Source organism: Pseudomonas sp. MWU16-30316 (genome assembly GCF_020515645.1).
Lineage (GTDB): Bacteria > Pseudomonadota > Gammaproteobacteria > Pseudomonadales > Pseudomonadaceae > Aquipseudomonas > Aquipseudomonas cerasi.
Genome location: NZ_JAIZAZ010000004.1, coordinates 1 through 11,909 on the forward strand (window position 1 = coordinate 1; position 11,909 = coordinate 11,909).

Below are 11,909 nucleotides of genomic sequence, written 5' to 3' on the forward strand. Positions count from 1 at the left end.
AACGATAGTCGCCCGTAAGAACACCATCGTGCCCATGCTCCGCGTGGGTATGCCGTTCGGGACGCTCTGCGTCCGGTCTTCTTTGTTGCAGCCGGGTATCAGGACTGAATCGCGGGTTTTTCCGATGCGACCGGCGTAGAAGGCTTGGCCGCAGGTTTGGCGGCCGGCTTTCTTGCCGCTGGTTTTTTCGCTGCGGCAGGCTTTTTGGCAGCCTCGACGGGCTTGGCCGCTGCTTTCTTGACGGCAGGCTTGGCTGCTACGGTTTTGTTGGCTGACTTGTCCGCCACTTTGGCGACAGGTTTGGCAGCAGCGACCAACGGTTTTGCCGCGCTCTTCGCCGCTGCCGGTTTGGCCGCCACAGTGCGCGAGGCAGCCGGCTTGGCTTTCGCGCCCACCAATAGCTCGATCTGTCGGCTCAGCTGGTCGACCTTGCTGTGCAGCGCCTGCACCTCAGTGCGACTCGGCACACCCAAGCGTGAAATCGCGCCATTCAGGCGCTTGTCGAAAGCCTCTTCCAGCTCGTTCCACTTGCCAACCGCAAGGTCTTTCACGTCGTCCACACGGGACTTGGCCGACTTGCTGGTGCTCTTGACGTCATCGAGCTGCTTCTGCGCTTCGGCCTTGGTCAGCTTCTCGGCTTTTTCGCCGTCCTTCACCAGGGTCTCGAAAAGCTTGCTGCCATCATTGCTGATCTTGGAATACGCGCCCAAACCAGCCAGCCAGATCTGACGAGAGTACTTCTCAACCTCGCCCATCCAGGAGCTGCCATCTTTGTCGGTTTTTTTCTTGCCAGCCATCCTGTTCTCCTTATCGTCCAGACTTGGAACACCCGAGTCGTTTCGGCACGCAGCGTTCGAGCTTTATCGGCCCGACACGCTCGAGCAATGCCGTCAGCTCATCGAGCCTGGCAAAGAGCGTGTCTACATCATGTTTAGACGGGATACCGACCCGGTTCAAGGCCTTTGCGACTCTAAGGTCGAAAGCACGCTCGATTCTGTCGATTTGCGCTCACAAAAGAGCGCATGGGCATACGGCGGCGAAGAAAAAAATGGGCTGCGTACAACGCTCAGGCAGCGAGCGCCTTGTCCAGAACGCGCTCGACTTCTGTCTTGATCGAACCGCTCATGGCCGACAGGATGAAGTTCAGCTCGATGTTGACGCGGATCAAAGCCTCTTCGACCTCGACCTCACCCTTGGCTCCCTTGCCCTCCAGTTTTACGGTATCGCCAGCCCATTCGTGAGCCAGTCCGTATCGGGTGGACAGCTTCTCGACCAGTTGCTCGGCCTTTTCGCGAGCCTTCTCAAGGCCCAGGGCGTGCGGGCGTTCAACGGTTATCTTGGCCATCGGAGGCTTCCTTGATCGTCATATGAAATGCGGCGCAACTATATACACCCGCCCGCATCCAAGAAAGCGTTGCAGGTGAGCCTTGTCAAGACAAAGCCGGCCTTGGCGATTAGAATGACCCGCACTCTATTCCGGTGAAGCGATATGAACGATCAGCGCAAAGGCAGCGATGCCGAACCTACGACTCACTTCGGTTACAAAAATGTACCGGAAAGCCAGAAGGCAGAAAAAGTCGCTGAGGTTTTCCATTCGGTAGCGGCCAAGTACGACCTGATGAATGACCTGCTGTCCGGCGGCATGCATCGCCTGTGGAAGCGTTTCGCAATCGAGCTGTCCGGCGTCCGCACCGGCAATCGCGTGCTGGATATTGCTGGCGGTACGGGCGACCTGACCCGCAAATTCTCCAACCTGGTCGGCCCGACCGGCCAGGTGGTACTGGCTGATATCAACGCCTCCATGCTCAAGGTCGGCCGTGACCGCCTGCTGGACCTGGGTGTGTCGGGCAACGTCGAGTTCGTCCAGGCAGACGCCGAAAAGCTGCCATTCCCGGACAACCATTTCGACTGCGTGACCATCGCGTTCGGCCTGCGCAACGTGACGCACAAGGAAGACGCCCTGCGTTCCATGCTGCGCGTGCTCAAGCCGGGTGGTCGTCTGCTGGTACTGGAGTTTTCCAAGCCGACCAACAAGCTGATGTCCAAGGCCTACGACGCCTACTCGTTCGCGTTCATGCCGTTGATGGGCAAGCTGGTCACCAATGACTCGGAAAGCTACCGTTATCTGGCCGAATCGATCCGCATGCACCCCAACCAGGAAACCCTCAAGTCGATGATGGTAGAAGCCGGTTTTGACCGCGTGACCTATCACAACATGACTGCCGGCGTCGTGGCCCTGCATCGCGGTATCAAACCCTGATGTTGCTCCGGGGGCTGCTCGCCAGCATCGAGCACGGCATCAATCGGGTGCTGCGCCTGGACAGCACCGCGCTGCCACGCATGGCGCGTCTGTCCGGACGTGTCATTGCGGTGGACTGTCGCGATCTGTCCCTGAAGCTGTTCATCCTGCCCAGCGACGAAGGCTTGCTGCTCGCCGCTGACTGGGCTGCCGAGGCTGACTGCACCCTGCGCGCGCCGGCTTCCAGTCTGGTGCGCCTGGCCCTGAGCAAAGACAAAACCGCTGTGTTGCACGGCCCGGACGTAGAGCTCGACGGTGACAGCGGCGCGCTGCTGGAACTGGTCGGCATTCTTCAGGACCTGGAGCTGGACTGGGAACACGAACTGTCCAACTGGATCGGCCCGGTGGCCAGCCAGTTGTTCAGCAGCCACCTGCGCAACAGTGGGCGCTGGACGCGGGAAAGCTTCAACAGCCTCAGCCAGAACGTTGCCGACTACCTCAGCGAAGAATCGCGCACGCTGGTGGGCAAACACGAAGCCGAAGCACGATTCGCCGAACTCGACCAGATCAAGCTCGATCTGGAACGCCTCGAGGCGCGCTTTGCCCGCCTTGCCCACTCCCTCAATACCAGCGATAACGCATGAAGCTGCTTGCCGTCCGCCGTCTGTTTCGCATTCAACGTGTCGTTATCCGCTATCGTCTCGATGACCTGTTGTTCGCCCTGCCCCTGCCGTGGTGGATGCTCGCGCTGCGTTTCGTGCTGCCCTGGCGCTGGCTGCCACGGCGCAAATCCGAGCTGAGCCGGGGCGTACGCTTTCGTCTGGCGCTGCAGGACCTGGGGCCTATTTTCATCAAGTTCGGGCAATTGCTGTCCACCCGGCGCGACCTGTTGCCTGAGGACATCGCCGACGAACTGATGCTGCTGCAGGACCGCGTGCCGCCGTTCGATCAGCAACTGGCGATCAAGCTGATCGAAGAACAGCTCGGCGCGCGCATCTGTGACGTGTTCAGCCGCTTTGACGAGAAGCCTTTGGCATCCGCTTCGGTCGCTCAGGTGCATGCCGCCTGCCTGAAGACCGGCGAAGAAGTCGTGGTCAAGGTGGTACGCCCCGGCCTCAAGCCGATCATCGGCCAGGATCTGGCGTGGCTGTTCATTCTCGCCCGCACCGCCGAGCGCGTCTCCGCCGATGCCCGCCTGCTGCACCCGGTGCAGGTGGTGATGGATTATGAAAAGACCATCTACGACGAACTCGACCTGCTGCGTGAAGCGGCCAACGCCAGCCAGTTGCGGCGCAATTTCGAAGGCTCCGACCTGCTTTACGTGCCACAAGTCTACTGGGACTGGTGCCGCCCGAAAGTGCTGGTCATGGAGCGCATCTACGGGCTTCAGGTAACCGATCTGGCCGCGCTGGCAGATCAGCGCACCGACATGAAACTGCTCGCCGAGCGCGGTGTGGAGATTTTCTTCACGCAGATATTTCGCGACAGTTTCTTCCACGCCGACATGCACCCCGGCAACATTTTCGTCAGCACGGTCAACCCGTGGGCGCCGAAGTACATTGCCATCGACTGCGGTATCGTCGGCAGTCTGACCCCGGAAGATCAGGATTATCTGGCGCGTAACCTGTTTGCCTTTTTCAAACGAGATTATCGTCGCGTTGCGCAACTGCACATCGATTCGGGCTGGGTGCCGGCAGAGACCAAGCTCAATGAATTCGAAGCGGCCATCCGCACGGTCTGCGAGCCGATTTTCGAGAAGCCGCTCAAGGATATTTCCTTCGGCCAGGTGCTGATGCGTCTGTTCCAGACCGCGCGCCGCTTCAATATGGAAGTCCAGCCGCAACTGGTTCTGCTGCAAAAGACCCTGCTCAATATCGAAGGCTTGGGTCGTCAGTTGTACCCTGATCTGGACCTGTGGAGCACCGCGCAGCCTTATCTGGAGCGCTGGATGCGTGAACGGGTCAGCCCGAAGACCCTGCTGGGCAATCTGCAATCACAGGTCGAGCAACTGCCGCACATCGCGGGCATGACCCGTGACCTGCTGGAGCGCATGTCCCGCCCGCACGCCTCGGATCCGCCGCGCCCGTGGCACGATCGCAAGGACGAGCCGGTCCTGCGGCTGATCGGCGCGGCATTGCTGGTCGGCGGCGCGATACAGGGCTGGGTGATGAGCGAGGCCGCTACCCAGTTGCTGACGCTCACCGCGTGGCCGGCGGCGATCATGCTCATCGCCGGGCTGTATCTGATCGTTCGCCGATAGCCAGCAGCGGATGGCGCTGGCACACTGTTCAATCCGCCGGGCATGAACGCCGGCTGCCGGAGTAGATATGAAAGACTGGCTGGACGAGATTCACTGGAACAGCGACGGTCTGGTGCCTGCAATTGCTCAGGATCACAAGACCGGCCGGGTATTGATGATGGCCTGGATGAACCGCGAGGCCCTGAGCCTGACGGCGTCCGAGAACCGTGCCATCTATTGGTCGCGTTCGCGTGGCAAACTCTGGCGCAAAGGTGAAGAATCGGGTCATGTGCAAAAGCTGCATGAACTGCGCCTGGACTGTGACGCCGACGTCATTATCCTGATGGTCGAGCAGATCGGTGGCATCGCTTGCCATACCGGCCGCGAAAGTTGCTTCTACCGAGTGTATGAAAATTCAGGCTGGAAGACCGTAGACCCGGTTCTGAAAGATCCTGATGCTATTTACCAGGCAGGCCATTGAACATGACTGATACGTTGTCCCGTCTGGCCGAAGTGCTGGAATCACGCAAGGACGCCGCTGCCGACAGCTCCTATGTCGCAAGCCTGTATCACAAGGGCCTGAACAAGATTCTGGAAAAGCTCGGCGAAGAGTCGATCGAGACCATCATCGCTGCCAAGGACGCTGCGGTCAGCGGTGATTGCAGTGACGTGATTTATGAAACCGCTGACCTGTGGTTCCACAGCATGGTGATGCTCGCCGCGCTGGGTCAGCACCCGCAGGCCGTGCTCGATGAACTGGACCGCCGATTCGGCTTGTCCGGCCACGCGGAAAAAGCCGCTCGCACGGCAGAGTAACGCTCTCCCCTTTCAAGCTTGAAATCTTTTACGAGGACTGTTTCATGGGTATTTTTGACTGGAAACACTGGATCGTCATCCTGATCGTCGTTGTACTGGTTTTCGGGACCAAGAAACTCAAGGGCCTGGGCAGCGACGTCGGCGAATCGATCAAGGGCTTTCGCAAGGCGATGAATGACGACGACAAGCCAGCCGAACAGCCTGCACCTCAACCCCAGCAGGCCCAGCCAGCGCCACAGGGCTCGCCGCTGAATCAGCCACACACTATTGACGCTCAGGCGCACAAAGTCGACGAGCCGATCCGCAAAGACCAGGTTTAAGCCCATGTTCGGTATCAGCTTCTCTGAACTGCTGCTCGTTGGCCTGGTTGCCTTGCTGGTACTGGGTCCCGAGCGCCTGCCGGGTGCTGCACGCACCGCAGGCTTATGGATCGGTCGGTTGAAGCGCAGCTTCAATGCGATCAAACAGGAAGTTGAACGTGAAATCGGGGCTGACGAGATTCGTCGGCAGTTGCATAACGAGCACATTCTTTCGCTGGAAGACGAAGCGCGCAAAATGTTCGCGCCCAATCAGCCGCCCGAGAACGGCTCCGAGCCGGTAAACCCGTCGCCCGCACCGGCAGCAGCCGAAGCGGCAAGCCCCGCGCACGATGAAGCCGCACACCACGAAATCGGCCCGGCACAACCTGCGGCGCCGAAGACCGAGCTGTCGCTGGAGAAAACCGCGAAACCGGCTGACGCCGGCACACCGGTCCCGACGCCTCCCGCCCACGATTCGTCATTGCCACCGCGAGCACCATGAGCGCTGATATCCCGGAAAACGATCAGCAAATGCCGCTGATCTCGCACCTCACCGAGTTGCGTACACGTCTGTTGCGTTGTGTTGCGGCAGTGTTCCTGATTTTTGCCGGCCTGTTCTACTTCACGCAGAAGATCTACACACTGGTCTCGGCGCCGCTGCGAGTCTATCTGCCTGAAGGCGCAACGATGATCGCCACCGATGTGGCCTCGCCGTTCATCACGCCGTTCAAGCTGACCATGATGGTCGCGCTGTTTCTGTCCATGCCGGTCATCCTGCATCAGATCTGGGGCTTTATCGCGCCAGGCCTGTACAAGCACGAGAAGCGCGTCGCGGTGCCCCTGCTGGTGTCGAGTATCATCCTGTTCTACGCAGGCATGGCGTTTGCCTACTTTCTGGTCTTCCCGCTGATTTTCCACTTCTTCGCCAGCGTAACGCCGGAAGGCGTTTCGATGATGACCGACATCGCCAGTTACCTGGACTTCGTGATGACGTTGTTCTTCGCCTTTGGCGTGGCCTTCGAAATCCCGGTGGCCGTGGTGTTGCTGGTGTGGATCGGCATCGTCGACGTCAAATACCTGAAGAAGATCCGCCCTTACGTAATCATCGGCTGCTTCGTGGTCGGCATGATCCTGACGCCGCCGGACATCTTCTCGCAGACGCTGCTGGCGGTGCCGATGTGGCTGCTCTTCGAGCTGGGCGTACTGTGCAGTACGATGATCAAGAAGCGTGGCGAACATCCGGACGATGAGACCGAGGACGCTGACAAGCAGGACCAGCCGCCCGCGACCACACCGTGAACCTGCTGCTGCTTGAGGAAGCCGATTTCATTGCGGCTGACCGGGTGGTCCTGCGTGATCGCCGCCTGAAGCACATGCAGGAGGTGCACCGCGCAGAGGTCGGCGACAGTGTGCGGGTGGGCCGCGTCAACGGCCTGCTGGGCAATGCCGAACTGCTGCGCCTTGAACCCCATGAGGCAGAGCTGCGTGTCGAACTGCAGAGTGCTCCGCCGGCAAAACTGCCGCTCACCCTGCTGCTGGCGTTGCCACGTCCCAAGATGTTACGCCGGGTGTTTCAGACCGTCGCGACCATGGGCGTGCCGAAAGTCATCCTGCTGAACAGCTACAGGGTGGAAAAAAGCTTCTGGCAGACGCCGTTTCTAGAGCCTGAAGCCATCCGCGAGCAACTGATTCTGGGCCTGGAACAGGCGCGCGATTCGGTGCTGCCTGAGATTGTGATCGAAAAGCGCTTCAAGCCTTTCGTTGAAGATCGCTTGCCGCAGATCGCGCTCGACACACTGGGCCTGGTCGGCCATCCCGGTGATTTCCCCGCCTGCCCGCGTGCGGTCACAGAGCAAGTCACACTGGCCATCGGCCCTGAAGGTGGCTGGATACCCTACGAAATCGATCTGTTGCGTCAGTCGGGTTTGCAGCCCGTGCAATTGGGCGAACGTATCCTGCGCGTCGAAACCGCTGTAACGGCCCTTCTCGCCCGCTTGTTCTAAGCTGTCAGTGTCGACTCAATCGCTTCAGTTAACCGATAACTGGCCGATGCAATTGCATACTTAGAGCAAAAGACGTCAAGGAGTGATCATGTCTCGTGGGTTATCCAAAAGCCTCGCCAATGCGAGTGTCAGCCTGAAATTGGCGATCGGCTTTGGCCTGGTGCTGTTGATGACGCTGATGATTTCGGCCACCGGCTGGTTCAGCAATCAGGCCCTTATTGATCGTGGGGACCGTGTTACTGCGATTGCGCAGGTCAATGAGCTGACCCTTCAGTTGCGCATCAACCGTATGAGCTACGAGGCGCTGTACAACGCAGAGACCGCAGCGAAGGTCAGAAGTACACTCGATCAGCTGGACGCCGCGCTGCAAAGCGCCAGGAACCTGCTGCGATCCCCCGAGAACCTGCAGTTGCTGGATGCCCAGATTCAGGCCACTCGCGACTATCGCCAGTCGTTTGAGGACATGAGCAAGGCGATCGAAACCCGCGAAGCGAGCCGCAGCCAGATGGGCGAAAACGCCGACAAAGCGGTGGATCAGGCCGACAGGATCGAAGCCGAACTGCTCAAGGAAGATAACATCCTGGCCTTCAATGGCATCGTCGGCGTCAGCAAGCTGATTCAGCAGGCGCGTTTTCAGGTACGTGGTTACACCTACAGCGGCCGTCCCGATTTCGAAAAAGACGCCAATAAGGCCATCGATGACGCGGTGACCGGGATCAACACGCTGGCTGGCGACATTTCTTCCACTTATTCGCCCATGCTGCAACAGGCCATCGCCGGGCTGAATGGCTACCGCGCGGCTGTGGGCCGCTACCGCGATGCCCAGGCCGCCTCCAAGGCCGCACTGGATAAAATGACCACGTTGGGCGTCAGCATGCTAGACACCAGCAACGACCTGATCATCCGGCAGAACAAGAGCCGTGACGCAGACAGCGCCAAGTCGGTCACTATGATCGCTGCCGCTACGGCGTTGGCGCTGGTGCTGAGCATTCTCGCGGCGTGGGTCATCACTCGCCAGATCACCACCCCGTTGCAGGAGACCCTCGAAGTAGTGGAGCGGGTGGCCTCGGGCGACCTGAGTCGCAACCTCAAGGTTGATCGCAAGGACGAACTGGGCAAACTGCAGGCCACGATTCAACGTATGACGGTGAGCCTGCGTGAGCTGGTCGGCGGGATTCGCGATGGCGTCACCCAGATCGCCAGCGCGGCGGAAGAGCTGTCAGCGGTCACCGAGCAGACCAGCGCCGGAGTCAACAGCCAGAAGGTCGAAACCGATCAGGTCGCCACCGCCATGCATGAAATGACGGCAACGGTTCAGGAGGTTGCGCGCAACGCCGAGGAAGCCTCGGAAGCAGCAGTGGCGGCAGACCGTCAGGCCCGTGATGGCGAACGAGTGGTCAACGAGGCCATTGCGCAAATCGAACGTCTTGCCTCCGCGGTGGGCAACTCCAGCGAAGCGATGGGCGCGCTGAAACAGGAAAGCGACAAGATCGGCAGCGTGCTGGACGTCATCAAATCGGTCGCCGAACAGACCAACCTGCTGGCCTTGAACGCCGCTATCGAGGCAGCCCGCGCCGGTGAGGCCGGTCGGGGCTTTGCTGTGGTCGCCGATGAGGTGCGCAGTCTGGCGCAGCGCACGCAGAAATCCACCGAAGAGATCGAAGCACTGATCGCCGGCCTGCAAAGCGGCACACAGCAGGCCACAACGGTCATGGACAGCAGTCGCGAGCTGAGCACCAGCAGCGTGGAACTGACACGTCGGGCCGGAGGATCGCTGGAAAGCATCACCAAAACCGTCTCGGCGATCCAGGCGATGAATCAGCAGATCGCCGCCGCCGCCGAAGAACAGAGCGCCACCGCCGAAGAGATCAACCGTAGCATCATCAACGTCCGTGACGTGTCCGAGCAGACATCGGCGGCCAGTGAAGAAACCGCGGCTTCCAGCGTAGAACTCGCAAGACTGGGCAACCACCTTCAGGTGCTGGTGAGCCGCTTCACCGTCTGACCTGTCAGCACACAGCCCGCGCCCGCACTCGGCGCGGGCCATTTTCCCCAACTAAATGTGACAGCGTTCACCCCTCCTTCGTACTCGGAAATCTCCTACGACCTTCTCAGGTCACGCAATGAGTCACCACGCCGATGCGCTCACAACGCACGTCCCGACCGGTTCGGAACGTGCTTTTGTTCGCTCATTGCAGGAGATTCCAATGTTCCGACTGATCAATCAAGCGCTCGGCAACATGAACGTCAGATTCAAGCTGTCCCTGGGTTTCGGCCTGGTGCTGCTATTGACGCTGATCATCACACTGACCGGCTGGCATGGCCTGTACACCATGATCGACCGCTCGGAGTCGCTCTCGGACATCGCCCAGCTCAACGGTCTGACCAAAGACCTGCGCGCCGAGCGAATCACCGACCGCGTCGAAAAAACGCCGGAGAGCACCGCGCTGGTCACAGAGAAGCTCAATGAAATGAAAGCCCAACTCACCCTGCTGCACACACAGAGTGAGGAGGAGGCAACCATCAAGCTGCTAAACGGCCAGTTCGAGATGCTGAACAGGCTGGAAAAGACCTTCGCGGACGTTCGCACCAACCGACAAACCCGCAACCAGATACGCGCGCGCCTGGAGCAGACGTCCGAACAGGCCTTGCAGGCCATCGCGCAGGTTGAGGTAGAGGTACTCAAAAGCGTCAGCCAGGAACAGGACAGCAGCGAGCGGATGGAGGAGTTCACCAACATTTCCCAACTGAGGCAGCAGGTGCAGACCGCTCGTTATCAGGTGCAGGCGTATACCTTCACCACCCGCGACGCGGATGAGCACGCGGCCATTGCGGCCATCGACGAAGCGCTCAAGGAGATCGGGCAGATCGCTCAGGATCAAGGCAATGAAAGCCTTCAGGGCCTGACCCCGGCGACCGCCGCCTTGCAGAGTTATCGGGAACGGCTTGGCGAGTTCAAGCAGATACAGACCAAGGCCGAAGCGGATCAGGAAATCATGGAAGGTCTTGGCGAAACGCTGCTGGACTCCGTCGCGGCGCTGAACCGCCTGCAGACTGCCCAGCGTGACAGCGAGGCGGCCAACTCCAGCGCCATGCTGAGCAGTGTTGCAGGCCTGGCATTGCTGATCGGATTGCTTGCCGCCTGGATCATGACCCGGCAGATCACCGTGCCGTTGCAGCAGACTCTGGGGGCCGCAACACGCATCGCCCAGGGCGACCTGAGTCGGGACATATCGGTCACACGCCGTGACGAAATGGGTCAGTTGCAACGCAGCATGCAGACCATGACCATCAGCCTGCGCGAACTGGTTGGCGGCATCAGCGAGGGCGTATCGCAGATCGCCAGCGCGGCCGAGCAATTGTCAGCAGTGACCAGGCAGACCTGCATCGGGGTCACCAGTCAGAAAGACGAAACCGATCAGGTGGCCACGGCCATGAATGAAATGGCCGCAACCGTGCAGGAAGTCGCGCGCAATGCGCAGGAAGCGTCGCAGGCGGCCGCTCAGGCGGATCAACAGGCGCGCAGTGGCGATGAAGTGGTCGGGCAGGCGATCAGTCAGATCGAGCAACTGGCTCGCGAGGTGCTGAACTCCACGCAGTCAATGAGCGCGCTCAAGCAGGAAAGCAACAAGATCGTTGGCGTTCTAGATGTGATCAAGTCTGTTTCACAGCAGACCAACCTGTTGGCCCTCAATGCGGCCATCGAGGCAGCCCGCGCGGGAGAGGCCGGGCGCGGCTTCGCGGTGGTTGCCGATGAAGTCCGTGGTCTGGCGCAACGCACGCAAAAGTCCACCGAGGAAATCGAAGAGCTGATCGCCGCCCTGCAAACCGGCACCCAACAAGTCGCAACCACCCTGGATAACAGCCGCACCCTGACCGACAACACGGTTGAGCTGAGCCGTCGCGCGGGTGGCGCACTGGAGCAGATCACCCGCACCGTGGCGACGATCCAGCACATGAACGAACAGATCGCTACCGCCAGCGAGGAACAGAGCGTAGTCGCCGAACAGATCAACCGTAACGTCATCAGCGTACGCGACATCTCCGAACAGACCGCTGCAGCCAGCGAGCAAACCGCAACCTCCAGCGTCGAACTCGCCAGACTGGGAACGCACCTGCAGGCACTGGTGGGGCGATTCAGGGTGGGTTGAACCCATGCCATCACGCCGGTAGACGTCCGGACAACGCCATCGTGCCCATGCTCCAGCGTGGGCATGCCGGTCTCGGCGCTCCACGTCCTCTTGCGACGCAGAGCGTCGTGAACTGCATTCCCACGCCGGAGCGTGAGGAACGATCGTCGGCAGGAATAACAC

General features: G+C 60.2%; 13 protein-coding genes and 1 pseudogene. 11 read left to right on the top strand and 3 right to left on the bottom strand.

Translation table 11 applies throughout. The features are described from left to right. Positions 1 to 98 precede the first annotated feature (98 nt). From LCH65_RS14690 to LCH65_RS14700, 3 genes and pseudogenes are all read right to left on the bottom strand, one after another. Positions 99 to 797 (bottom strand): phasin family protein, encoded by a 699-nt coding sequence (locus LCH65_RS14690; protein ID WP_058397799.1) that lies wholly within the window; start codon positions 795 to 797, stop codon positions 99 to 101. A 10-nt stretch (positions 798 to 807) separates the two neighbouring features. Beyond that, positions 808 to 1,005, bottom strand: a pseudogene (locus tag LCH65_RS14695) (phasin family protein); the annotation flags it as partial. Positions 1,006 to 1,066: 61 nt separating this feature from the next. Next, positions 1,067 to 1,345, bottom strand: a complete 279-nt coding sequence (locus LCH65_RS14700) for a polyhydroxyalkanoic acid system family protein (RefSeq protein WP_003316638.1) — start codon at positions 1,343 to 1,345, stop codon at positions 1,067 to 1,069. A 144-nt stretch (positions 1,346 to 1,489) separates the two neighbouring features. Between LCH65_RS14700 and ubiE the strand changes: the two genes are divergently transcribed. The 11 genes from ubiE (at position 1,490) to LCH65_RS14755 (ending at position 11,747) form a co-directional block, all read left to right on the top strand. After that, entirely contained in the window at positions 1,490 to 2,260 is a 771-nt protein-coding gene (ubiE, locus tag LCH65_RS14705; RefSeq protein ID WP_002551635.1) for a bifunctional demethylmenaquinone methyltransferase/2-methoxy-6-polyprenyl-1,4-benzoquinol methylase UbiE, read from the top strand. Beyond that, a complete protein-coding gene (locus LCH65_RS14710; protein ID WP_122266744.1) occupies positions 2,260 to 2,883 on the top strand; it encodes an SCP2 sterol-binding domain-containing protein in 624 nt (207 codons plus the stop codon). Before ubiE ends, LCH65_RS14710 begins: the two co-directional genes overlap by 1 nt. Then, a complete protein-coding gene (gene ubiB, locus LCH65_RS14715; RefSeq protein WP_003365970.1) occupies positions 2,880 to 4,499 on the top strand; it encodes a ubiquinone biosynthesis regulatory protein kinase UbiB in 1,620 nt (539 codons plus the stop codon). The genes LCH65_RS14710 and ubiB overlap by 4 nt, the downstream gene beginning before the upstream one ends. Positions 4,500 to 4,566: 67 nt before the next feature. Further along, positions 4,567 to 4,959 (top strand): phosphoribosyl-AMP cyclohydrolase, encoded by a 393-nt coding sequence (gene hisI, locus LCH65_RS14720; RefSeq protein WP_003432368.1) that lies wholly within the window; start codon positions 4,567 to 4,569, stop codon positions 4,957 to 4,959. Between the two features lie 2 nt (positions 4,960 to 4,961). Continuing rightward, entirely contained in the window at positions 4,962 to 5,294 is a 333-nt protein-coding gene (locus LCH65_RS14725) for a phosphoribosyl-ATP diphosphatase (RefSeq protein ID WP_002551631.1), read from the top strand. Between the two features lie 44 nt (positions 5,295 to 5,338). Further along, positions 5,339 to 5,614 (top strand): twin-arginine translocase TatA/TatE family subunit, encoded by a 276-nt coding sequence (locus LCH65_RS14730; RefSeq protein WP_003316632.1) that lies wholly within the window; start codon positions 5,339 to 5,341, stop codon positions 5,612 to 5,614. Between the two features lie 4 nt (positions 5,615 to 5,618). After that, on the top strand, positions 5,619 to 6,095 hold the full coding sequence (gene tatB / locus LCH65_RS14735) for a Sec-independent protein translocase protein TatB (RefSeq protein WP_003365964.1): 477 nt from the start codon (positions 5,619 to 5,621) through the stop codon (positions 6,093 to 6,095). Then, positions 6,092 to 6,892: a twin-arginine translocase subunit TatC gene (tatC, locus tag LCH65_RS14740; protein ID WP_003365962.1), complete on the top strand. Its 801-nt coding sequence runs from the start codon at positions 6,092 to 6,094 to the stop codon at positions 6,890 to 6,892. The genes tatB and tatC overlap by 4 nt, the downstream gene beginning before the upstream one ends. Further along, positions 6,889 to 7,596 carry a 16S rRNA (uracil(1498)-N(3))-methyltransferase gene (locus LCH65_RS14745; RefSeq protein ID WP_003365960.1) on the top strand — a complete coding sequence of 236 codons (708 nt, stop codon included), beginning with the start codon at positions 6,889 to 6,891 and terminating at the stop codon, positions 7,594 to 7,596. Before tatC ends, LCH65_RS14745 begins: the two co-directional genes overlap by 4 nt. Before the next feature lie 88 nt (positions 7,597 to 7,684). Continuing rightward, positions 7,685 to 9,601, top strand: coding sequence for a methyl-accepting chemotaxis protein (locus LCH65_RS14750; protein ID WP_054081254.1), 1,917 nt, complete (start codon positions 7,685 to 7,687; stop codon positions 9,599 to 9,601). Positions 9,602 to 9,803: 202 nt separating this feature from the next. Beyond that, complete coding sequence (locus LCH65_RS14755) at positions 9,804 to 11,747, top strand: methyl-accepting chemotaxis protein (RefSeq protein ID WP_122266745.1); 1,944 nt, start codon at positions 9,804 to 9,806, stop codon at positions 11,745 to 11,747. The last annotated feature ends 162 nt before the right edge of the window (positions 11,748 to 11,909 follow it).